The organism is Flaviaesturariibacter aridisoli (assembly GCF_004343705.1).
Taxonomy (GTDB): domain Bacteria; phylum Bacteroidota; class Bacteroidia; order Chitinophagales; family Chitinophagaceae; genus Flavisolibacter; species Flavisolibacter aridisoli.
In genome coordinates, this window is the sequence record NZ_SKFH01000023.1 from 79647 (window position 1) to 103577 (window position 23931).

19 protein-coding genes and 2 tRNA genes are annotated in these 23931 nt (G+C 57.5%); 14 read left to right on the forward strand and 7 right to left on the reverse strand.

Features of this window, described 5'->3' with window-relative positions; translation table 11 throughout:
• The first annotated feature begins 2 nt into the window (after positions 1-2).
• From E0486_RS13035 to E0486_RS13065, 7 genes are all read left to right on the forward strand, one after another.
• Entirely contained in the window at positions 3-875 is an 873-nt protein-coding gene (locus E0486_RS13035; protein WP_131852615.1) for a hypothetical protein, read from the forward strand.
• 117 nt (positions 876-992) lie between these two features.
• A tRNA-Lys gene (locus E0486_RS13040) sits at positions 993-1065 on the forward strand.
• A gap of 108 nt (positions 1066-1173) precedes the next feature.
• Positions 1174-1983 carry an SDR family oxidoreductase gene (locus tag E0486_RS13045; protein WP_131852616.1) on the forward strand — a complete coding sequence of 270 codons (810 nt, stop codon included), beginning with the start codon at positions 1174-1176 and terminating at the stop codon, positions 1981-1983.
• A gap of 90 nt (positions 1984-2073) precedes the next feature.
• Positions 2074-2883, forward strand: a complete 810-nt coding sequence (locus tag E0486_RS13050) for an SAM hydrolase/SAM-dependent halogenase family protein (RefSeq protein WP_131852617.1) — start codon at positions 2074-2076, stop codon at positions 2881-2883.
• A gap of 255 nt (positions 2884-3138) precedes the next feature.
• Positions 3139-6465 carry a glycosyltransferase family 117 protein gene (locus E0486_RS13055; protein WP_131852618.1) on the forward strand — a complete coding sequence of 1109 codons (3327 nt, stop codon included), beginning with the start codon at positions 3139-3141 and terminating at the stop codon, positions 6463-6465.
• A 135-nt stretch (positions 6466-6600) separates the two neighbouring features.
• Positions 6601-7698: a vWA domain-containing protein gene (locus tag E0486_RS13060; protein ID WP_131852619.1), complete on the forward strand. Its 1098-nt coding sequence runs from the start codon at positions 6601-6603 to the stop codon at positions 7696-7698.
• Positions 7699-7735: 37 nt separating this feature from the next.
• Complete coding sequence (locus tag E0486_RS13065) at positions 7736-9268, forward strand: magnesium chelatase ATPase subunit I (protein ID WP_131852620.1); 1533 nt, start codon at positions 7736-7738, stop codon at positions 9266-9268.
• A 26-nt stretch (positions 9269-9294) separates the two neighbouring features.
• Here the strand turns inward: E0486_RS13065 and E0486_RS13070 are convergent, their stop codons facing one another.
• Both E0486_RS13070 and murB read right to left on the reverse strand, forming a co-directional pair.
• On the reverse strand, positions 9295-10029 hold the full coding sequence (locus tag E0486_RS13070) for a hypothetical protein (RefSeq protein ID WP_131852621.1): 735 nt from the start codon (positions 10027-10029) through the stop codon (positions 9295-9297).
• A gap of 42 nt (positions 10030-10071) precedes the next feature.
• Positions 10072-11097: a UDP-N-acetylmuramate dehydrogenase gene (gene murB, locus E0486_RS13075; protein ID WP_131852622.1), complete on the reverse strand. Its 1026-nt coding sequence runs from the start codon at positions 11095-11097 to the stop codon at positions 10072-10074.
• 24 nt (positions 11098-11121) lie between these two features.
• Here murB and E0486_RS13080 point away from each other — a divergent pair, with 24 nt between their 5' ends.
• Entirely contained in the window at positions 11122-11790 is a 669-nt protein-coding gene (locus E0486_RS13080; RefSeq protein WP_207906252.1) for an NAD(P)H-binding protein, read from the forward strand.
• Between the two features lie 9 nt (positions 11791-11799).
• Here E0486_RS13080 and priA read toward each other — a convergent pair whose 3' ends face one another.
• Genes priA through E0486_RS13095 form a run of 3 tightly spaced genes read right to left on the reverse strand, consistent with a single transcriptional unit; the run spans position 11800 to position 15457 of the window.
• Positions 11800-14262 carry a replication restart helicase PriA gene (gene priA, locus E0486_RS13085; protein ID WP_131852623.1) on the reverse strand — a complete coding sequence of 821 codons (2463 nt, stop codon included), beginning with the start codon at positions 14260-14262 and terminating at the stop codon, positions 11800-11802.
• A gap of 32 nt (positions 14263-14294) precedes the next feature.
• A complete protein-coding gene (locus E0486_RS13090) occupies positions 14295-15056 on the reverse strand; it encodes a lysophospholipid acyltransferase family protein (RefSeq protein ID WP_131852624.1) in 762 nt (253 codons plus the stop codon).
• Positions 15057-15061: 5 nt separating this feature from the next.
• Positions 15062-15457, reverse strand: coding sequence for a DUF4258 domain-containing protein (locus E0486_RS13095; protein WP_131852625.1), 396 nt, complete (start codon positions 15455-15457; stop codon positions 15062-15064).
• 100 nt (positions 15458-15557) lie between these two features.
• Here E0486_RS13095 and mtaB point away from each other — a divergent pair, with 100 nt between their 5' ends.
• Both mtaB and E0486_RS13105 read left to right on the forward strand, forming a co-directional pair.
• Positions 15558-16832 (forward strand): tRNA (N(6)-L-threonylcarbamoyladenosine(37)-C(2))-methylthiotransferase MtaB, encoded by a 1275-nt coding sequence (mtaB, locus tag E0486_RS13100; RefSeq protein ID WP_131852626.1) that lies wholly within the window; start codon positions 15558-15560, stop codon positions 16830-16832.
• Between the two features lie 107 nt (positions 16833-16939).
• On the forward strand, positions 16940-17230 hold the full coding sequence (locus tag E0486_RS13105) for a hypothetical protein (protein WP_131852627.1): 291 nt from the start codon (positions 16940-16942) through the stop codon (positions 17228-17230).
• 238 nt (positions 17231-17468) lie between these two features.
• Here the strand turns inward: E0486_RS13105 and E0486_RS13110 are convergent.
• Positions 17469-17543 (reverse strand) — tRNA-Val (locus E0486_RS13110).
• Between the two features lie 141 nt (positions 17544-17684).
• On the opposite strand from E0486_RS13110, the gene E0486_RS13115 reads away from it, so the two are divergent.
• Entirely contained in the window at positions 17685-18194 is a 510-nt protein-coding gene (locus E0486_RS13115) for a hypothetical protein (RefSeq protein WP_131852628.1), read from the forward strand.
• 184 nt (positions 18195-18378) lie between these two features.
• The gene (locus tag E0486_RS13120; protein WP_131852629.1) at positions 18379-18675 is read left to right on the forward strand and encodes an ATP-dependent Clp protease adaptor ClpS; all 297 of its coding nucleotides are present in this window, start codon (positions 18379-18381) and stop codon (positions 18673-18675) included.
• A 170-nt stretch (positions 18676-18845) separates the two neighbouring features.
• Here the strand turns inward: E0486_RS13120 and E0486_RS13125 are convergent, their stop codons facing one another.
• Positions 18846-19577 (reverse strand): esterase family protein, encoded by a 732-nt coding sequence (locus E0486_RS13125; RefSeq protein ID WP_131852630.1) that lies wholly within the window; start codon positions 19575-19577, stop codon positions 18846-18848.
• A 399-nt stretch (positions 19578-19976) separates the two neighbouring features.
• On the opposite strand from E0486_RS13125, the gene E0486_RS13130 reads away from it, so the two are divergent.
• The gene (locus E0486_RS13130; RefSeq protein ID WP_131852631.1) at positions 19977-20636 is read left to right on the forward strand and encodes a response regulator; all 660 of its coding nucleotides are present in this window, start codon (positions 19977-19979) and stop codon (positions 20634-20636) included.
• A gap of 131 nt (positions 20637-20767) precedes the next feature.
• On the forward strand, positions 20768-23404 hold the full coding sequence (locus E0486_RS13135) for a valine--tRNA ligase (RefSeq protein ID WP_131852632.1): 2637 nt from the start codon (positions 20768-20770) through the stop codon (positions 23402-23404).
• Positions 23405-23931: the final 527 nt, after the last annotated feature.

Here is a 23931-nt window from a genome sequence, read left to right on the forward strand (position 1 = left end):
CCGTGAAACACCTACTGTCCGGCATGCTGCTCCTTGGCGGCATCACTTTCCTGCATGCCCAGGAATCAACCTCCCCGCTTACCTCGCTCGTATCCAGCCAGATTGCACACTTTTCCGGCCCCGCTGCCTACACCGGCACTGATGGCTCTGAAAAAGCGCCCGCAAAGCGCACCCTGACGGTGACGCAGCGCAGGACCTACTTCCGCCTCGGCGAGCGCCTCATTGCGCTGAACCGCCAGGTTACCGACGATGCGACGCCCTACGTGTTCGTATCGCTGCACAACAACGAAACGGGTATCGCCGAAGCTGCCCGCCGCTCCATCTTCAACAACGGCGGCTCCTTGCTCGAGCTGCTCAACGACAACCAGCGCGAGATCGAGTTCACGCTTTTCGACAAGCAGCTGAGCGTTGACCCCAACAACATCTTCACCCCCAAAGGCCGCAACCGTGAATTGTCGGTAAACAGCAAGACCGACGCAACGATCTCGCGCCAGCTCAATGGCTTCGCGCAATTTATCCTCGAAGAGATCCCGCACGAAAAGACGATCGTATCGGTGCACAGCAATGAGCCCGGTGAAGCGCTCGTGACAGCTTTCAACCGCAGCGGCGACCGTGACCGCGAGGCCCAACTGGTGTATATCAACCCCGACCAGGACGCGAACGACTATTTTGTAACCACCAGCAAAGAAATTTTCGAGCAACTGAAAGACCAGAAATACAACGTGGTGTTGCAGAGTATGCGCAGCAAGGACGATGGCTCTCTGGCCGTGTACTGTGGCCGTATGCGCCGCAATTACGTAGGCATTGAAACAGCCCGCGAACATGAGGCGCAACAGCAATCCATGGTCGCTGCGATCAGCTCGATTCTTCGCTGATGAAAAAAAATTTTCGCTGAGCTCAAAAATTATTTTGGCTGTTACACAACAGCCTTTTATTTTTGCACTCCCAACGCAATCAAACACAAGCGATTGCCGAAGGAAAAACCGGAAAAAGATCTGGTAGCTCAGTTGGTAGAGCAATACACTTTTAATGTATGGGCCCTGGGTTCGAGTCCCAGCCGGATCACAAGAAACGCCTCCGCAAGGAGGCGTTTCTGCGTTTGGGAATGTTCCGGCACATTCGAAAATTGACGGTTGTGAATTTTCTCCTTAGGTTTGGGCAAATCCCAATCCTGTGTCCGACTTCTTCAAAGACAAAGTAGTAGTAGTGACCGGCGGCACCGATGGTATCGGCCGGGCGCTGGTAGACGAGTTGCTGCGCCGCGGCGCCAAAGTAGCGACCTGCGCCCGCAACCACGACAAGCTGTATGCGCTGCAGGCCGAGTATCCCTCCTACCCGCTTCATGCTTTCGGCGCCGATGTGAGCGACGAAAACGCCTGCCGCGCCTTTATCGCTTCCACGATCAAGATCTACGGCGGCATCGACATCCTGATCAACAACGCCGGCATCTCTATGCGCGCCCTTCTGCGCGACCTCAACACCGAGGTGCTGCACCAAGTGATGAACGTCAATTTTTTCGGCGCCGTGTATTGCACCAAGTATGCATTGCCTGCGCTGCTCGAACGGCGCGGCACCATCGTGGGCGTTTCCTCCATCGCCGGCTACCGAGGCTTGCCCGGACGCAGTGGTTACTCAGCTTCGAAGTTTGCGCTGCAAGGATGGCTGGAAGCGATCCGCACCGAGTTGCTTTCGAGCGGCGTGCACGTGATGTGGGTATGCCCCGGGTTCACGACCTCCAATATCCGCAACGCGGCGCTGAATGAGGCAGGGCTGCCCCACGGCGAAAGCCCTATGGACGAAAGCGAGCTCATGTCCGCCGAACGTTGCGCGCGGATCATCCTGTCGGCGATCGAAAAAAGACGCCGCAGCGTCGTCATGACGCTCACCGGCAAACGCACCGTCCTGATGAATAAATTCTTCCCGGGGTGGGCAGACCGGCTTGTGCAAAAGTTCTTCTTCAGGGAAGGAAAGCTTGTGCGCTAGCGGGCTTCCGGCGTTGGGGAAAACCGTTTCGCAACAACGGATTCCTCTTTTTCATAATTAATGAGCATTTTTGGGGCAGCAAGCTATTCCATGCCCCTTGTAACGCTGACATCCGATATTGGCCAGCAGGACTACCTGGTGGGCGCCATCAAGGGCCGTTTGCTACGCATCAACCCCGAATTCCGCATCATCGACATCTCTCACAGTCTCTCCCCGTTCAACTACCCGCAGGCCGCTTACGTGTGCCGCAGCGCCATCAAAAACTTCCCGGAGTTCACGTTTCACATTGTATTGATCAACCTCTTTGAGTCGAAGCCCGACCAGCTGCTCCTCGCCTACCACAATAACCAGTACGTGCTGTGCGCCGACAACGGCCTGCTGGAGATGATCCTCGAAGACCGTCCCGAAATGGTGATCGGCGTGCCGCTCGAAAAAACGGCGATCAAGAATACACTCTATTGCATCGATGTGGCGGCCAAGGCCATCACCCAGCTGGTCAACGGGGAGCCGGTGCAGAACATCGGCGTGCCCGACTGCAACTACATCGAGAAAAACCCGCTCCGCCCCCTGCACGGCGAAGGCTGGATCGAAGGGCATATCATCTTTATCGACAACTTCGAAAACGTGGTGGTCAACATCACCCAGGAGCAGTTCGAGCAGCAGCGTCGCGGGCGCCGCTTCAAGATCGTGTTCAAACGCGACGAGGTCATCGACCGCATCTCGGGCTCCTATGCCGACGTGCCCCAGGGCGAGAAGCTCGTGCTGTTCAACAGCGCCGGCTATATGGAGATCGCCATCAACAAGGGCAATGCCGCCGGCCTCTTCGGCCTGCGCGGCTTCAACGAGAAAGAGCAGAACCGCCTTTTCTACCAGACGGTGAAGGTGTTCTTCGACGCGTGAGCGTGAAGCGTGAGGCGTGATCCGTGAGCGCGCATGGCGCAGTATAGAATCAGGTATGCTTACAGCATCCCTGATTCGTTAAAGGCGTCAGCCCGCACGGCTCACGGCTCAGGGCTCACGCCTCACGACACCTCGTACTTCCGCGTTCCGACTTCTTTAACAATTCAGCCCGCCGTTTCCGGGTAATTTAGCCCCTTCCCTATATTTTTGCGAGACTCCCCAAAAACCGTTGGGGCTAAACAACCATAACTCTGTATGAACTTTAAAAGAGTGAACAACCTGACCGGCTGGGTCGTGGGAATCATTGCCTGCCTGGTTTATGTACTGACTGCTGAAAAATCGGGCTCCTTCTGGGATTGCGGCGAGTTCGTCTCTACCGCTTACAAGCTGCAGCTGCCCCACCCCCCGGGCGCTCCCGTATTCACCCTGCTGGGCCGCTTTTTCATCATCCTGTTTGGCGACAACCCGGCTACCGCCGCCAAGGCCGTTAACATCATGAACGCGCTGGCCAGCGGCCTCACCATTCTCTTTCTGTTCTGGACTATCACGCACTTCGCCCGCAAGCTGATGGTGGGTTATGTGGCCGAACCCGACCGCATGCAAACGCTCACCATCATGGGCGCGGGCATTGTAGGCGGACTGGCCTACACGTTCACCGACTCCTTCTGGTTCAGCGCCGTGGAAGGTGAGGTGTACGCCCTCTCGTCCTTCTTCACCGCGCTCATCTTCTGGGCAATGCTCAAATGGGAACGCGCCGACGTTGAAGCCGGCACCGACCGCCAAGAGCGCGCCTATGCCGACCGCTGGATCGTGTTCATCGCCTTCATGACCGGCCTCGCCATCGGCGTGCACCTGTTGGGCCTGCTCACCATCCCGGCCATCGTGATGATCTACTACTACCGCCGCTATGAGTATACACAGCGGGGCGCCATCATCGCCTTTATCATCGGCTGCGCCATCACCGGCGTGGTGCAGGTGGCGGCCATCCAGTGGACGGTGAAGATTGCCGGCAAGTTCGACATCTTCTTTGTCAACAACTTCGGTGCGCCCTTCTTCTCGGGCTTTATCTTCTTCTTCCTGCTACTGGCCGCCGGCGTCTGGTACGGCCTCCGCGCCGCCCGCCGCAACGGCTGGAGCTTCCTGCGCCTGGGACTCTGGTCCTTCATCTTCATGATGCTCGGTTACTCGCTCTATGGCACCACGATGATCCGTTCGAACGCCAACCCGGCCATCGACATGAACAACGTGGACAACCCGATGAGCCTTGTTTCCTACCTGGGCCGCGACCAGTATGGCGCCGCGCCCCTGCTGTACGGCCCGCACTTCGCCGCGTCTCCCAAGATCGACGAAAGTGGTCAGCAGTACGAAATGAAAGAAACCAACATGCGCTACAGCCGCAACGACAAGCGCTACATCGAGCTGGGCTACAACCGCGAGTATGTGTATGAAGGAAAAGACCAGATGCTCTTCCCCCGCATCTGGGACAGTGGCAACGAGCAAGGCCACGCCGACGCCTACGCCAGCTGGCTCAACATCGGGCGCGCACAAGGACAGAACGGCCAGCCCGATGGCTACGATACGCCCTCCTACGGCGACAACATCAACTGGTTCATCACCTACCAGATGGGCCATATGTATTGGCGCTATTTTATGTGGAACTTCGCCGGCCGCCAGAACGACATCCAGGGCGACGGCAACAAGCGCGACGGCAACTGGATCTCCGGCATCGGCCTGATCGACAACACCCGCCTCGGCGACCAGTCGAAGCTGCCCGACAGCATCCGCCACAACAAGGCCACCAATAAGCTGTACCTGCTGCCCTTCATTCTCGGCATCTTCGGCTGTGTGTATCACTTCATGCGGGACCGCAAAGACTGGATCGTTTCCTTCCTGCTGTTCTTCTTCACCGGCATTGCCATTGTACTGTACCTCAACCAACCCGGCAACCAGCCGCGTGAGCGCGACTACGCCTATGCCGGCTCTTTCTATGCTTATTGTATCTGGATCGGGCTTGCTGTGGTTGGCTTCGTGGGTCTAGCCCGCGAGCGTGCCGACAAGAGCCTGCTGTCCAACAGCCTGATCTACGGCAGCCTTGCTACGTTCACGATCACGCTGATGAGCAATACCACTACCTCGTTCGGACCGGCGATCGGCACTGCCCTCGTAGCCGCGCTGATCTACGCCGCACTCGTTGGCCTAGTCTACTTCGTGGTGCGCGCCGCTTCCGGTAACGGTTCTCGGCTCGCCCCGGCCGCGGCACTGGCAACCCTGCTTTGCCTGTCTGCGCCCATCGTCATGGGCATGCAGGAGTGGGATGACCACGACCGCAGCCGCAAGACGCTGGCTCCGGATGTTGCCCGCGATTACCTGGAAAGCTGCGCACCCAATGCCATCCTGTTCACCTTCGGCGACAACGACACCTACCCGCTCTGGTATGCCCAGGAAACGGAAGGCGTTCGTCCCGACATCCGCATCATCAACACGAGCCTGCTGGGCATCGACTGGTATGTGAACCAGCTTCGCTACAAAGTGAACCAGAGCGCACCGATCGATGTGATCTGGACGCCGGAGCAGATCACCGGCCTCGGTTATATCCAGCTCCGCCCGGGTGGCGGTCCCACCGACCTGTTACGCGCCATGCGCGACGATGTGGGCCGACAAATCACCGGCGACGACCGCTCCGCCGTGCAGGCCACCCTCACGGGCCGCAGCTTCACGGTGCCGGTAGACATGGCCCGCGTACGTGCCAATAAGGTAGTGAATGATTCCGACGTGGTACTGCCGCAATTGCAGTTTGATATTTCGGAAGGCAAGCGCATCCTGACGCTCGACCAGCTGACGATCCTCAACGTGATCGCCGCCAATGCCGCCAAAGGCTGGGAGCGACCGATCTACTTCACCTCGCCCTACGGCGACCTCGGTTTCGGTCAGTTCCTCCGCAAAGACGGGATGACCTACCGCCTCGTGCCGGTACAAAATTCCTTCCCGCAGCGCAACTGGATCGTTGACCAGGCTATGCGCGGCTCTTCCATCCGCGATAACAATACGAAGTGGATGTATGACGTGCTGATGCAGAAATTCCGCTCCGGTGGCGCCAACCTTGGTGGCGTTTATTTCGACGAAGAAAACCGCCGCCACCTGCTGACGGTGCGCTCCACCTTTGCCGAAGCGGCCGGAAACATGGCCGACAAAGGCGATAAGGCACGTGCCGTGCAACTGCTCGACCGCTCCGAAAGCCTCATCTCGCCCAACGATATGCCGTATGCCATGGTCGGGCGCTTCAACGCGCACAACCAGACGGCTTTCATCTACCTGGAAGCCGCCTACAAGGCCGGTCACACGGCACTCGCCAAGCGCCTGCACGACGCAATCGTAAAAGACCTCACCGAGCAGAAGGCGTACTACGATTACCTGAAGACCGAGAAAGAAGCTTTCTACCAGTCGCTGGCCCGCGAGGACGATATCAACAACTTCCTTCTCACCCAGTTGCTCCCGGCCCTCGACCGCCAGTACAACCCCGCCACGCAGGCCACCGAGCACGTCCCGGCAGCCGCGGCGGACAGCACGAACCGGAAGCACTAAAAACAGACAATCTTTGCTTCAGAAAGCAGCCCTCCGGGGCTGCTTTTTTTATACGGATCAAAGTCCGCAACGACTGATTTTCTTAACATTTCCGGCTTGCCGGGTCAAATTGGTTTTGGTGTAGCTTGTGTCGTTATGCAAGGATTTCACTTTACCCGGTTCGACCCCGACGAAGAAGGGAAAACCCGCTTCGAACAGCTGCTGGACCTCTTTATGCAACTGCTCACCTATACCAGCGGCGACGTCGGTGAGGCCCTGCAGTGGCTCAACGAGCTCGACAAGCAATACGAGCTGACGGACAACGAGTACGGCATGGGCGACTTCATCGACGATCTGAAAGAAAAGGGCTACATCACCGATGAGAACAACGCGGGCGAGATACGCATTACGCCCAAAACCGAGCAGGGCATACGCAAGCGCAGCCTCGAAGAAATCTTCGGCAAGCTGAAGAAATCGCGTGCCGGCGAGCACAATACCTTCAAGCCCGGGCAGGGCGACGAGCAAAGCCCCAACACGCGCCCCTTCCAGTTTGGCGACATGCTGGAGCAGATCGACTTTACCGAGTCCATCCGCACCGCGCAGATCAACCACGGACTCGACTCCTTCGCGATGAGTGAGGACGACCTGCAGATCCGTGAGAACGACTTCAAGGCACAGACCTCCACAGTGCTGATGATCGACATCTCGCACTCGATGATCCTGTACGGCGAAGACCGCATCACACCGGCGAAGAAGGTGGCGATGGCGCTCAGCGAGCTCATCACCACGAAGTACCCGAAAGACACCCTCGACATCGTGGTGTTCGGCAACGATGCCTGGACCGTGGAGATCAAGGATCTTCCGTACCTGCAGGTGGGCCCCTACCATACCAATACCGTGGCCGGGCTCGAGCTGGCGATGGACATCCTGCGGCGCCGGAAGAATCCGAACAAGCAGATCTTCATGATCACCGATGGCAAGCCAACCTGCCTTAAGATTGGCAAGCGCTACTACAAGAATTCCTTCGGCCTCGACCGAAAGGTGACCAGCCGCTGTATGAACCTCGCCGCGCAGTGCAAGAAGCTGAAGATCCCCATCACCACCTTCATGATCGCCACCGACCCATACCTGCAGCGCTTTGTGCAGGAGTTTACCGAGACGAACAACGGCAAGGCCTTCTTCGCCTCGCTCGACAAGCTGGGTGCGTTCATCTTCCGCGACTTCGAAAGCGGCAAACGTAAAACGCTCTATTGAAATTGAATCACGAACACTGAATAACGAATTGTACCGAATGGACATCAAGCACATCAACACCCTGGGTGAACTGAAAGAAAGTGGTTACGTACCGAAGAACATCAAAGAAGAGATCCGCAGCAACCTGGTGGCAAAGCTGCAGCAGAAGGAAACCAGCTTCACCGGCATCGTGGGCTACGAGGAAACCGTTATCCCCGACGTGGAGCGGGCCCTGCTGAGCAAGCACAACATACTGTTTCTGGGATTGCGCGGCCAGGCCAAAACCCGCATGGCGCGCCAGATGACCGGTCTGCTCGATGAATGGATCCCCGTCATTGCCGGCTCCGAGATCAACGACGACCCGCTGCAACCGCTCTCCCGCTATTCGCGCGAGCTGATCGCCGAAAAGGGCGACGCCACACCGGTGGAATGGATCCACCGCTCACAGCGCTACGGTGAAAAGCTCGCCACGCCCGACGTGAGCGTTGCCGACCTGATCGGCGATGTGGACCCGATCAAAGCGGCCAACCTGCGCCTGTCGTTCGCCGACGAGCGCGTGATCCATTACGGCATCATTCCGAAAAGCAACCGCGGCATCTTCGTTATCAACGAGCTCCCCGACCTGCAGGCAAGGATCCAGGTGGCCCTGTTCAATATCCTCGAGGAGGGCGATGTGCAGATCCGTGGCTTTAAGCTGCGCCTGCCGCTCGACATCCTGTTCGTTTTCACCGCCAACCCCGAAGACTATACCAACCGCGGCTCGATCGTGACGCCGCTCAAAGACCGCATCCAGAGCCAGATCCTGACGCACTACCCGAAGACGATCGAAGACGCGCTGTCGATCACCGGGCAGGAAGCCGACCTCGACGCGGCACAGGAGGAGCTTGTGGACGTATCGGATATGGTGAAACGACTTATCGAGCAGGTGGCGTTCGAAGCACGCGCTTCCGAGTTTGTGGACAAGAAAAGCGGCGTCAGCGCACGCCTCACGATCTCGGCGTTCGAGAATGCCGTGAGCGCCGCCGAGCGCCGCGCGCTGGTAAACGGTGAAGCGGCCACACAGGTGTGGATCTCCGACCTGGTAGGCATCATCCCTTCCATCACCGGCAAGATCGAGCTCGTTTATGAAGGCGAGCAGGAAGGCCCCTACCAGGTGGCGATGAACCTGCTCAGCAAAGCCATCCGCACCCAGTTCGTGCAGTATTTCCCCAATCCCGAAACACTCAAGAAGCGCGCACCGAGGAAAGGCGCCGCGCCTGAGCCGGTAGACAATCCGTACCGCGCGGTCATCAACTGGTTCGACAAGGGCAACCATATCAACCTGCTTTTCGGCCTCTCCGACCGCGACCGGATCAACCAGTTGTACCAGGTAGACGGGCTGCACGCCCTGGTGAAAAAAATGTTCCCCGGCGCCAACGAAAAGGAATCGGCCCTGCTGATGGAATTCGTGCTGCACGGACTGGCCGCGTTCTCGCTGATCAGCAAAAAGATCCTGGAAACTTCTGTGGAGTTCAAAGACCTTATGGGCAGCATGTTCAACATGCCCTCCGAAGGTTTTGATGAGGACGAGGACGAAGATTTCAGTTCGTAAAAAAAGGGAGCGCGCCGCTCCCTTTTTTATTCGATAAGTCCGTTGTTGAGCGCTACAATCCGCAGCGACGGTTTCCCCGGATAGACATCCCGGATCCAAACCTCACCGTTCCCAAGCATCACGCCCTGGTAATTACTGAACAGCGTACAAAGGCAGGTGTTCCGGATACGCTGCAGATAAGCCTTGTGTAGTATGGCCGGCGCATGGGCCAGGAACGCAGACCGGCTGCGGATGGTGGCCACGCGACGCCCGTTCAGGAATACACGCACCGGGTAGCGTACCTGTGTGGCCAGCCAGGCGGCATCGCGCTTGAGGAGCGCCGTGCGCACACGCTGCATAAAAGCATCCACGACGCTGTCATCCGACTCCTGCCCGTAATGAAGTTTATTTGACACACCAACGATAGCAGAAACGAGGTGCAGGCGCACGATGAGGTGACGTTGCGCCGTTGCGTCGGTCCACGAGCCGGTGAGGCTATCCCCTTTGACCAATTGCAGCCGGAACAGCGCTTTTGTTTTCCCGTTCCCGGTCTCGCGCAACACGATACCAGAAGGCGCGACCGTGCCCGACAGGGGTATCCGCGTGCAATATTTCTCGTAGCAATAATGAGCAGTAACGATGCTGTCGGAAGAAAGGTGCAGCAGTAGTCGCACGGGTATTTCGCCAACCGTTCCGGCGTAATCGTGCCAGGTCGATTTTTCCAGCTCCTGCGCGGCGGCGGCTTGGGACAAAAGACAGAACCCGAACAGCCACTTCCACATAGAAAAGTTTTTGAGTTACGTTTTACCAAAGCGCCGCTCGGCTCAAACGATATTCACCTCGCGCTCCAGCAGTACGCCGAATTTATCCTGCACCGACCCGATGATCTTTTCGCTCAGCGCAAAGATCTCGCCACCGGTAGCCTTGCCGTAGTTCACCAGCACCAGCGCCTGCTTCGGGTAGCATCCGGCATCGCCCTCGCGGTGACCTTTCCAGCCACATTGCTCGATGAGCCAGCCGGCGGCGAGCTTCATGCCGCTTTCCTGAGGGTAGGCCGGGATCGACGGGTAGGCGGTCTTCAGCTCCGCGTATTTATCGAGCGGCACCTGCGGGTTTTTGAAGAAAGAGCCCGCATTGCCTGTTTCGTGCCAGTCGGGCAGCTTCGAGGTGCGTATGTTAATGACAGCCTGCGCGATCGCGCCGATACTCAGCTCCGTGACACCCATGGCTTCGAGCTCCTGCCGAATGGCGCCGTACTCGGTATGAAAAACAGGCTGTTTCCGCAGCCGGTAGGTAACCGATGTAATGATGTATTTTCCCTTGTACTTATTCTTGAACACGCTTTCGCGATAGCCAAAGGCGCAGGCTTCGGCATCGAATGTGCGGCGTTTGCGGTCGGCAATGTGCATGGCCTCAAGCTCGTGAAACACATCTTTGATCTCCACGCCGTAGGCGCCAATGTTCTGCATCGGCGATGCGCCTACCGAGCCGGGGATCAGGGAGAGATTCTCTACGCCGGCATAGCCCAGCGCCAGGCAATGCAACACAAACTGGTGCCAGTTGACGCCGGCCCCGGCGCGTACGTAAACAAATTCCTCGTCTTCTCCGATCGTGTCGATGCCGCCGATGTTGTTCTTTAGCACGGTTCCGGCTACATCACCCGTGAGCAGGATATTGCTGCCACCGCCCAGCACAAGAAGCTTTCCCGCGTCACGCACAAGCGGTTCCTGCAGCAACAACTCCAGCTCTTCTGTTGAAGCAAATTCCGCGTAGTAGCGGGCGCTCGCCTCGATGCCGAAGGTGTTGCAGTTCCGGAGCGAATAATTTTCCCGAATTTGTGCGTGTTCCATTGGAGCAAGGATACAACAAAAATCATGACACGAACCGCAACCCTCATCGGCGCCACTGGTCTTATCGGCGGGCACCTGTACCGCCTGCTGCTGGCCGACGGCTACTATCAAACAATCCGGCTGCTGGTGCGCAAACCCTTCCCGGCCAACGACCCGCGGGTAGAAGTGCGCCTCACCGATTTTGCCGATGCCGAATCGCTGCGCCTCGGCCTCGAAGGCAGCGACGCGATCTTTTGCGCCGTCGGCACGACGCAGAAAAAGGTCGGGGGCGACCGCGCGGCGTACCGCAAGGTGGATTTGGACATTCCCGCACAGGCGGCACGCTGGGGCGCCGAAAGGGGCGCGCGGCACTTTCTGCTGGTGTCGGCGGTGGGGGCCAATGCCGCAAGCGGCAACTTTTACCTGCGCCTGAAGGGCGAAGCGGAAGAAGCGGTGCGCGCCTCGGGCATGCCGGCCGTATCGGTCTTCCGACCTTCGATGCTGCTCGGTCACCGCGCTGAAAACCGCCCGGGTGAACGGATCGGGCAGGTGGCATCAAAGATCATAGGGCCGCTGCTCGGTGGTAGCTGGCGAAAATACCGCCCCGTGGAAGCCGAAGCCGTGGCAGCAGCCATGCTGGCGCAATCGAAGCGGACAGTACTGGGATTTGAAGTGCTGGAATACGACGCCATCCGCAGGCTTGCGGGACGCTAGTGAGGCTTGTCAGAGCGCATCCACGTCGGGAATGATCTGCACCTTTTTGAATCGGTTTTCGAAATGGAGCGCCGCACACTGCTTCTGGATGTCTTCCTTACAGCGGGCGATGGTGGCGCTGTCGCGCGGGAGTTTCAGCATCAACTCCATGAGGTACTGGTTGCGCACGCGGTTCACCGTAGGCTCGGCCGGACCAACGAGGTATGCGCCATAGGCGGCCCCCATTTTTTGCGCGAATACGTGTGCCGCTTCCGTCACCACCTCCCGTTCCTTGTGCCGGAAATGGAGCATGATGATGCGGGAAAAGGGCGGGTAGAAAAACTGTTTGCGCTTGTCGATCTCCTCGAGGTACATCCCTACGTAATCGTGCCGCATCACGTGCTGGAGCAAAGGATGGTTGGGCGTGGACGTCTGGATCAGCACATCGCCGACCCCGTCACGGCGACCCGCGCGGCCGCTGACCTGCTCCATCAGCTGGAACGCCCGCTCGTGCACGCGGAAGTCGGCAAAGTGCAGCAGGCCGTCGGCATCGATGACACCCACCAGCTCCACGTTATCAAAGTCGAGGCCTTTCACCACCATCTGGGTGCCTACCAGCACATCGATCTTCTTCTGCTCGAATTGCTGGATCAGCACATCGTGCGCATTCTTGTTGCGGATGGCGTCGAAGTCCATACGCGCAATGCGCGCGTCGGGCAATTGCTCTTCGAGCACTTCTTCCACGCGCTCGGTGCCGAAGCTTTTCTGAATGAGCTTGTCCGATCCGCAGCCGCCACAGGTATGCATCGGCGGATAAACCTGACCGCAATAGTGGCACTTCAGCTTATTCGCGAATTTGTGGTAGGTAAGCGATACGTCGCAGTTCTTGCACTGTGCGATCCAACCGCAGATGGTGCACACCTGGTAGGGCGCATAGCCGCGGCGGTTCTGAAACAGGATGATCTGCTTGCCGCGGGCGATGGTGGCTTTCATGTCTTCGAGGAGGTGCATCGAGAACATCACTTTTTCGCCAGGCTTCCTGGGCACTGCACGTAGATCTACAAGTTGAATGGTGGGCATCTTGACGTCACCGTAGCGCTCGCTGAGCGCTACGAGGCCGAACTTCCCGGCCTTGGCGTTATGGTAGGTTTCGAGCGAGGGTGTGGCGCTGCCGAGCAGCACCTTGGCGCCGGTCAAACCCGACAGGTAGATTGCCGCATCGCGGCCGTGGTAACGCGGTGCAGGGTCCTGCTGCTTGTAGGAAGGATCATGCTCTTCGTCGCAGATGATCAGCCCCAGGTCCTGGTAGGGAAGAAACAGCGAGGAACGGGCGCCGAGCACCACTTTCATCTCGCCGGTCTTGACCTTGTTCCAGATCTCCACCCGTTCGTTGTGCGAGAAGCGCGAATGATAGATGCCGATATGACCGCCAAAATATTTCTGCAGGCGCCGGATGATCTGTGCCGTCAACGCGATCTCGGGAAGCATATACAGCACCTGCCGCCCCTGCCGGATGAATTGTTCGATGAGGCGGATGTAAAGGAGCGTTTTGCCGCTCGACGTTACGCCGTGCAGGAGGCACACCGGTTTTTCTGCCAGTGCCGCCTCCACCCCGCTGAAAGCTTCCTGCTGAGCCGGAGTCAGCTCGAAGTCGATAGTGACGTCCTTCGGCAGGTACAGGATGCGGTCCACGGCACGGCGCTCCGCACGGAGAATGCCTTTGTCTACCAAACCTTTGAGCTGTGCCTCCGAAGCACCGGATTTTTTGAGCAAGCTGCCTTTCGTTACCTCGCCCTCGGTCTTACTGAGGTGCAGGTAAGCCAGCAACAGTTCCATTTGCTTTGGCGCGCGGCTCCAGTTGTTCAGCAGTTCCGAGAGCTTTTCTTCGTTACTGTATTCGGGCTGCAACACCACGAATGTTTCCTTTCGCGGTGCGTAGGTTTGCTTCAGCGACTCCCAAACGTGGCAAACCTTTTTTCCGATCAACTTGTTTACGATCGGGTACACGTGCGTCGTGTCGAGGATCTGCTGCACTTCGTTGAGCCGCAACTCGTGCTTCATCAGCAATGCTTCGGCCACCATATATTCTTCCGAATCGAGGCTGGAAAAATCGTCGCCGTACTCGTCGTTGAATACGAGCACCGTTTCGCTCGACAGCTTGAAATGGGCGGGCAGCGCCGCAGCCATCACCTCCCCCTCCGTGCAGCAGTAGTAAGAGGCGATCCACTCCCAGAAACCGAGTTGCCAGGGATGAACGACCGGCTCCGGGTCGAGCACGTTGAGAATTTCTTTCGTCTGCACGCCGGCGGGCTTGTCGTGGAGCAACGCCTTGACCACGCCCGCGTACTTTTTCTGCTTGCCCAGGTTCACCTCCACGCGGCAGCCGACGCGCACTGACTCCCGGAAGCGCTCGGGCACTTCCCAGGTATAGTTGCGGGGCAGGGCAAGGGGTATGACGATCTCGGCAAACAAGGGGATCAATTGGGGAAACAAAAGGCATCAAAAATAACACGCCGCGGGCAAATTCAGGCACCGATCCAGGGCGCGTTCCATTCCAGCAGCGCCGCTTCCATCTTACGGTAAACATCTTCCTTGAGACGGCCGGCCTCTTCGGGACGGTAACCATCCACCGGCACGGGCTCCAGGAACACCGTACGGCTGCGTCCCGGGCGGAGCGAAAACACATGGCGCGGGTGCATGCGGCTCCAGGTGTCGAGCATCAGCACGGGCTGAATGGCCGTGCCCGTTTCGATGGCCACGCGGAAAGCGCCTTCGTAAAAATCTTTCAACGGCCTCCCGGTTTCGTTAAACGTGCCTTCGGGAAATACCAGCACCGATATTCCCTGCTGGATGTAGGCCTTGAGCAGCCGCACGCTGCGGGCCCGGTTTTCAGGGCTGCTCCGGTCTACAGTTACTATGGCGTTGCGGTAGATATAGCCGAACACCGGCACTTTCGCCATCTCGGCTTTGCCGAGCGTGCGCACCGGGTGCCGGAAGGTTTTCACGATGACGGGAACATCGAAGTAAGACGTGTGCGTGGACACGTAAATAAACGCTGCGCGGTGGTCGTAGTCGGCCGCGTCGACGTTTCGGTGGCGCACGAAAATGAGGGGAAACCAGATGTCGGCCCAGAGCACGCAGGCCCGGTAGATCAGGTTGCCGCCGCGAAGCCGCCCCAACGGCATCACCAGCAGCGCCCACAGGAACACGGGGATCATCAGCGCCACAAAAAGCAGCATTGCATAAAGCGCGTACAGGATCTGAAAAGGTTTCCACAGGTGGCGCATGCTCATTAGTTTTTACGTTCGTCGCCGGGGCAGTGGCATTCAAACTCTTTGTGCAGGTTGTAGCAGGTGATGACCCGGGTTTGGCCGGAAAACTGGGCTACGATGACGCGGATGGACTCGCCCCGCGGCGTTTCGCCCTGCACCGCCAGAGTCGGGCAAGGCCGGTCGCGGGGATCGCTTTTGGCCAGGTTGACCACGCCCCGTTCGATCACAGTGCGGATGTCGGCCTCGGAAATACGGCGGCAGTCCATACGGCAGCGCGCATGCCGGGTGTAATAGATCGACGCCGGGTGCCGTTCGAGCACCTCCCGCGACGCCGGCTCGTGCCAGCGCCGCTTCAGAAAATATCCAAAGACCAGCAGTAGCAGAAAAAGGATGGCAATAAGGTTACGGGGCTTCACGCGGGCAAATTACAGGGCAAATGTTAAAGCTTTTTTGCTCTTTGTCAATTCCCGCATCCAACTTACCACTTCCGCACATCGATTTGTACCTTTGCCCGCTATGTCCCCACAGCGCACCGTTGCCTTCCACACGCTGGGCTGCAAGCTCAATTTCTCGGAAACTTCTACCCTCTCGCGCCACCTCGAGGCCGAGGGCTTTGTGAAGAAGGAGTTCGAGGATGCCGCCGACGTATATGTGATCAATACCTGCTCGGTTACCGACAATGCCGACAAGGAATGCCGCCAGCTCGTGCGCCGCATCCAGCGCCGCGCCCCGGAAAGCCTGGTGGTCATTACGGGTTGCTATGCACAGCTGAAGCCGAAGGAGATCTCCGAGATCCCCGGTGTGGACCTCGTTCTGGGCGCCGCCGAAAAATTCAACCTGGCCAGCCACCTCCGCGACCTCGCAAAGGGTGATTCCTCGAAGATCTCGTCCTGCGACATCGATGCGGTGACGGGCTTTCACGCTTCCTGGTCGGTCAACGACCGGACGCGCACGTTTTTAAAAGTACAGGACGGCTGCGACTATACCTGCTCCTTCTGCACCATCCCGATGGCGCGGGGCAAAAGCCGCAGCGACAGCGTCGACAATGTACTGACGCACGCCCGCACCCTCGCCGAAAGCGGGGTAAAGGAGATCGTGCTCACAGGGGTCAACCTCGGCGACTTCGGGAAAGGTCCCGACGGAGCGAAGCAACACGAAGAAAATTTCTACGACCTCATCCAGGCCCTCGATGAGATAACTGGCATTGAGCGTTACCGCATCTCCTCCATCGAGCCGAACCTGCTCACACCGGAGATCATCGGCTTCGTGGCTTCGAGCAAGCGCTTCATGCCGCACTTCCACATCCCGCTGCAGAGCGGCTCCAACGACATCCTCGGCCGCATGCGGCGCCGCTACCGCCGGGAGTTGTATGCCGAACGCGTGGCGTTGGTGAAGGAAAAGATGCCGCACTGCGCCATCGGCGTAGACGTGATCGTGGGCTTTCCCACCGAAAGCGAGGCGCACTTCCGCGAAACCTTCGACTTCCTTCATGACCTCGACGTGTCGTACCTGCACGTGTTCACTTATTCGGAACGCGCGGAAACAAAAGCGCTCGAGCTGCAGCCGGTGGTGCCGGTGAACGTTCGCCACGAGCGCAACAAAACACTGCGCAACCTGAGCTACCTGAAGCTGCAGCATTTTACCGGCCAGCACCGCGGGCAGTCGCGGCCGGTGCTTTTCGAAGGACACGAGAAAGGCGGCATGATGGAGGGTTATACCGATAACTATATTCGCATCCAGACCCCCTACCGTGCCGAATGGGCCAACCAGATCATCGAGTGGACCGTTTAAGGGTCAGTAGACAATGAGTAATGAGTTTAGTTAGTTTAGAAGTTGGTCGCGCCCTGTTACCAATAGACCAATAAACGAATCAACCAATAAACGTTTTCGCAGCCTACATGAAGAAATACCAGGCCATCATACAATTTCAATGGAACGATCAGGCGGCTGCCGTCATCGAGGAGCACCGCGCTTATATCAACGAGCTTATCGACGACCAGGTGATCGAACATTACGTGGTCAGCATGGAGACCCAGCAGGCCTGGGTTACGATCAATGCCGAGTCGAAGGAAGAGGCGCAGGAAGTGCTCGACCATTCGCCCTTCAGCCGCTTCTGGACCGTGGAGCTTAACGAGCTGTTTCTCTGGGACGGCGTGGGCTATCGCTTGCCGGCCGTGCAGCTGAATTAATTTTTCTATTGCACCACCATTGGCAGATAAAGAGAGCTGGCGCAGGTAATTGCGCGGCTATACGTCTTCTTATGTAATAGCAAAAAGCCCGGTCGTTAACCCGAACAGGCTTTTGCCTGTTCACCGGCCACCACCAGCAGCGCCAAGGTAATAGCGGTCGCACCCTGCAGAGTAAAGGATATAAACGTGGCCGGCCATGGGTACATAAAAAAGCCCCGCGATTGCGGGGCTTTTTTCGTGGGAGTTGACGGGTTCGAACCGCCGACCCTCTGTGTGTAAAACAGATGCTCTGAACCAGCTGAGCTAAACTCCCAATGTTTTTTTAGAACTTCCCAACCCGTTTGTTTCGCGTTGGGAGTGCAAATATAGGAGCCTTTGTTTTTCTTCCAAAAAAAGTTTGAAATTTTTTTTCGCATCGCGTTCATTACCTTGGCTCTATCTAATACCAACTGCTTTGAAAAAGTTCGCGCTCGTACTTTTTTGTCTGTCCCTCGGGCTGCTTTCCCGATCCCAATCGTCGCCGGCGCAGCAGCAAGCCATCCTGCTGCGGCGTATCATCGAACGCAACCACTACAGCCCACGCCCGGTCGATGATTCCTTTGCCGCACAGGTATACCAGAAGGTCGTCCGCAGGCTCGACGACGACGGCTTTTTGTTTACCCAACCCGAACTGGACGTACTCGCCGCGCAGCGTTACCGCATCGACGACGAGCTGCTCGGCAACGGCTGGAACTTTCTCCCGCAACTGGCGCAACTCTATACCCGCGCGCTGCAGCGCGCCGACACAATGGTGCAGGCGCTGCTGCAAAAGCCGCTCGACTTCACCGCCGACGACAAAGGCCTCATCGCCCGCGACGCATCGCCCCGCTACCCGCCCAACGTGGCCGAACTGGCCCGCCACTGGCAAAAACAGTTCAAGTATCGCGCCCTCCTCTCAAAGGCTACCAAGGCGATCCTTCGCTGATCGACGCGTGCACAACCGCGCTCGCGACCTGTTCAAGGGAGTACTGGGAAAAGGCATTTCCATCGAAAAGGCCGAGATGCAACTGAAGGGGTTGCTTCCGGGTCGGAAGGGGCGCTGAGCGATGCCTCAGCCATACCGTTTCCAGCCAAAGCACCTACCTTTGTGCCGTTAAAACAGCGTTTTTATGCCCGTTACCAAAGATTATGTGCAGCCCCAGGAAACGGTGGCAACCGACGTGGCGACGGAAGATCCCTGTCAGTTGATCGTGTGGAACGACGAAGTAAACACTTTTGAATGGGTCATTGAGACACTTGTAGAGATCTGTGGCCATTCGCAGGAACAAGCCGAGCAATGCGCCTATATCATTCATTTTCGTGGGAAGTACGGCGTGCAATATGGTTCCTTTGATGAGCTGCGCCCAAAGGCGGAGGCCATCATCGACCGGGGCATCAATGCCACCATTGAGGTGATGGCGTCGTAATCCCCGACAATTGACGAAAAAAGGAAAGGTTTTTCCATCTGGTTCATACAGCACCTTGAACTATTATAAAGAAAATCCCCGCCCATGGCGGGGATTTTTTATGAACCATACGGGCACGAGTAGGTGCAAGCAAAATGGAGCCAGGACGGATGGCCCCTCCGGGAACAGGGCTAAAAACGGCTACCGATATAGTGAGGCAGCACCTTACGCCAGGTATCCCAGTCGTGGCGCCACTCTTCGCCCCAGATATCGAGCTCGTAGTTGATGCCTTTATTGTAGAGGATCCCCGCGAAGCTGCGGGCCGCATTGGGATCTTCGTAAGGACCACTGCCCGAAAACAGGTGAATGTGCGGGCTGCGGCGGATCTGCTCCAGCACGCCGTGATCGGTCAGATTGGGCATATAGTGCTGCGGGCTGTTGAAGTACACGTCATCGTCCCAATAACCCTTCGTGTATTCGGTGAGGTCGTACACACCGCTCATGGCGATGACGCCGTTGATCAGGTCGGGGCGCTTCAGGAACAGGTTCATACTGTGCAGCGCGCCGAAAGAGGCGCCACTGACAATGATCGGCGTGTCCCAACTAGTATTTGTACGGATGAACGGGATCACTTCCTCATACACATAGCTGTTGAATTGCTGGTGGCGGATCACTTTGTGCCGCGGGTCCATGTTGTTGTTCAGCCAGCTTTCGTTGTTGATACTGTTGATGGAAAACACCTTCAGCTTGCCCGCATCGATAAAGGGGCGCAGGGTGTCGATCAGCTGGAAGCGCTCGTATTCGAGGAAATCAGCCGCTGCGGTGGGCACCAGCAGGAGGGCAAAGCCGAAGTGGCCGTAAGACGCGATGGGCATTTCTTTCTGAAGTCGTTCGCTGTACCAGGAGGTCGTATGTCGTTCCATATGTCGTCGGTTGCGCACAAGTAACATCAAAAACAGGTTGCCCGCGCAGCCGTCGCAGATTTTTTTGAAATGACCGGTCCCCTTTATTTCACCGGTCATATACCAACGAAGACCCTTCCCTTTGAAACAAGACCACTCAGAGATCACCTACGACAGGGCCGGCGTTTCGGAAGCCCATCCAGCTGACCCGCTTGCAGAACGCCACGCAACGTGCGAAATATTCGGTGCTGCTCACTGTAACGGACGCCGGCATTGGATTTGAGCATGCTGATGGGAAAAAGGGAGCCGGCCGGCGCAATATGGAAAATAGGGTATATTTGGCGAGCGGGACGCTGCGCGTGGAAAGCAAGCCACGGCAGGGCTGTACCTTGATTGTTCAACTTCCGATGAAAACATAACATGGCAGAAACCAACGAAAAGATCACGATTCTGATTGCCGACGACCACACCCTGGTGCGTGAGACCTGGAGCTTTATTTTGAACACCGACCCCCGTTTTCAGGTGGTTGCCGAAAGCGGAAGCGGCGAGGAAGCCGTGGAAATGGCCAAGAACCTGCGCCCCAATATTGTCATCATGGATATCAACCTGCCCGGTATGAACGGCATTGAGGCGACCCAACTGATCCGCAAATTCTCTCCCGGCTCGAAGGTGCTCGGCGTATCGCTGCACACCCAGCCTACCTACGCCCGCAAAATGATGCAGAAGGGCGCCATGGGTTATGTGACCAAGAACTCCTCGCGCGAGGAAATGTTCAAGGCCATCATGGAGATCAACAACGGCAAAAAATACATCTGCGACGAGATCAAGAACATCCTGTCCGAGCAGGTCATCTCCGGGGAGGACCAGCAAACGGGCCTCAACTCACTTTCGCAGCGCGAGATCGAGATCATCTCCTTCATCAAGAAGGGCCACTCCTCTAAGGAAATCGCCGATGCCCTCAGTATCTCGGTGAAGACGGTGGAAGTGCACCGCTACAACATCCTGAAAAAGCTGAACCTGAAGAACGCGGCCGCCCTCGTGAACTATATCAACAACAGCCAGCTCGATTTCGACAACTAGCCCCACCCCGCCCTCCCCGAAAAGGAGGGAGCGAAAAGCCTTGGCATCATTGCCGGGGCTTTTTGTTTTTACCCCCTTCCCTTCGGGAAGGGTTGGGGATGGGCTTCATGATTCCTTACCTTTGCCCCCTCATGAACACGACGCTTTCCAAGAACTACGAGCCCGGGCAGGTGGAAGAATCCTGGTACGCCCACTGGGAGCACAAAGGCTATTTCAAAAGCACGCCCGACGACCGGCCGCCCTTTACGGTGGTGATCCCGCCGCCCAACGTTACCGGCGTGCTCCATATGGGCCATACACTCAACGAGACCGTGCAGGACGTGCTGGTACGCCATGCCCGCATGAGCGGCTTCAACGCCTGCTGGGTGCCCGGCTCCGACCACGCTTCCATCGCTACCGAAGCCAAGGTGGTACAGATGCTCGAAAAAGAAAAAGGCATCAAAAAAAGCGAGCTCACCCGTCGCGAGTTTCTCAAATACGCGTTCGAGTGGAAAGAGAAATACGGCGGCATCATCTACCACCAGATCAAAAAGCTGGGCTGCTCCGTCGACTGGAGCCGTGTTACGTTCACCATGGACGACCACTACTACGAGGCCGTGATCAAGGTGTTCGTAGACCTGTACGACAAAGGCCTCATTTACCGTGGTGCCCGCATGATCAACTGGGACCCGGCTGCAAAAACGGCCCTGTCGGATGAGGAAGTGGAATACAAAGACGTTACCGGCACTCTGTACTACGTTCGCTACCGCGTAGAGAACAGCGACGAATATATCACCATCGCCACCCAGCGACCGGAAACGATCATGGGCGACACGGCGGTGTGCGTGAACCCGGCCGACGAGCGCTATGCCCACCTGAAAGGCAAGCGGATCATCGTGCCGCTGGTGAACCGCGCGGTGCCAATCATTTTTGACGAATATGTTGATCCGGCCTTCGGCACCGGTGCCCTCAAGGTGACGCCCGCCCACGACATCAACGATTATAACCTCGGCCTCAAGCACGGTCTGCCCACTATCGATACCCTCAACGAAGACGGTACGCTGAGCGCGGCCGCCGAAGTGTTCGTAGGCATGGACCGCTTTGAAGCCCGCAAAGCCGCCGTGGCGCAATTAAAGGCCGACGGCGCGCTGGTAAAGGAAGAAGAATACAGCACCCGCCTCGGCTACTCGCAGCGCAGCAGCGCCGTTGTGGAACCGCGTATCTCCACGCAGTGGTTCGTCAAGATGCAGCACTTCGCCGGGCTGGCCCTCGACGCCGTTAGCAGCGGCGACGTGAAAATCCACCCCGAAGAGCGCTTCCTGGCCACGTATAAATACTGGCTGGAAAACATCAAGGACTGGTGCATCTCGCGCCAGCTGTGGTGGGGCCAGCGCATCCCCGCCTGGTATGCGCCGGATGGCTCATTCGTTGTTGCCGAAACACGTGAGGCTGCTTTCGCAAAATTCCAGGAGAAGTCCGCTGCTCCAGGCTCACGGCTCACGGCTGACGATCTTCGCCAGGACGAAGACGTACTCGACACCTGGTTCTCCTCCTGGCTCTGGCCCATCGAGGTGTTCAACGGCATCGTGGACCCGGGCAACAAAGACATCGAATACTACTACCCCACCAACGTGCTCGTTACCGGACAGGATATCATCTTCTTCTGGGTGGCGCGCATGATCATGGCGGGCATGGAATACAAGCAGCAGCGTCCCTTCGAGCACGTGTACTTTACAGGTATGGTGCGCGACAAGCAGGGCCGCAAGATGAGCAAGAGCCTCGGCAACTCGCCCGACCTGCTCGACCTCATCGACCGCTTCGGCGCCGACGCCGTTCGCTTCGGTATCCTCATCTCCTCCCCCGCCGGTAATGACCTGCTCTTTGACGACTCGAGCTGCGAGCAGGGCCGCAACTTCAACAACAAGCTTTGGAACGCGCTGAAGCTGGTGAAAATGTGGGAAGGCCGGCAGAGCGATACGGCCGCAACCGAGCCGCACTTTGCGGTGGAATGGTTCGGCCAGCGCCTCGCCCAGGTAAAAGCCCAGGTAGCCGAACTCTACAAAGGCTTCCGCTTGTCTGAAGCGCTGAAGACGATCTACTCACTGATCTGGGACGACTTCTGCAGCTGGTACCTCGAATGGGCGAAGCCCGGGTACGAGCAGCCCATCGACCGGGCCGTGTACCAGCAAACGGTGGCTTACTTCTCCGAACTGATGCAGTTGCTACACCCCTTCATGCCCTTTATCACCGAGGAGATCTACCACAAGCTCGCCGACCGCAGCGACGATCTGTGCGTCAAGCAGTTCGTTCCCGCCGGCGCGGTTGATAACGCGCGCATCGCCCAGGGAACGCTGCTCCAGGAAGCCATTTCGGCCCTCCGCGATGCCCGGGTGAAGAACAACATCAAACCCAAAGACCCCATCACCCTTTCGATCCAGAGTGAAGGAGCCACCGCCTTCGAAGCCATCAGCGCCATCCTGGGCAAGCAGGTCAATGCCGATGTACAGTTTGTTTCGGAAGCCGTTGCCGGCTCCATCGCCGTCGTCGTAGGCACGCACAAATTGTACATCAGCACCGAACAGGCCGTGGACGCATCGGTGCAGAAAGAACAGCTCCTGAAAGATCTTGAATACCAGCAGGGATTTCTCGCGTCGGTTGAAAAGAAGTTGAACAATGAGCGGTTCGTGCAGAATGCCAAACCTGAAGTGGTGGAAGCAGAGCGCAAAAAGCAAAGCGACGCGCAGGAAAAGATCGAAGCGCTTCAAAAAAGCCTGTCGCTGCTGGATTAAGTTGCCCCGGAATCATAAAGTAGAAAGCGTCCGCCGGTTGGCGGACGCTTTTTTTTACGGCTTCAGTCGGCGACAGCACGCTAGAAAATTGATTACGATACACATACAACCGGCTGGCGCGGGAAATAACGGATTAAAATGTCATAGAACCCTCCTACTGCGCTTCAATCGATTTACACGGACTTATAGGATGTCCCGACAGGCATATGTTCAATTTGCATATGCTTGTAGGAAGTTCCTACAGGTACATATACGTTTTACAAGAGGTTATAGGAAGTTCCTACAGGCACATGTACGTTTTACAGGAGGTTGTAGGAAGTTCCTACAGGCACATTAAGAATTGCAATCAGCTTGTAGGAAAAATCTACCTGCGCTGCTTACGACTACGCCTGAGGCGGCGTGACTTTGATCCTCCTGCAGGCGGAGATGGAGACCTGTGCGTTGCGCAGTTTAATGGTGCAAGTGCGTTTTGGCAACCAACCTTCCCAAAGTCGGGGAGTTTGCTTCGCTGCGCCCGCAATGACGGC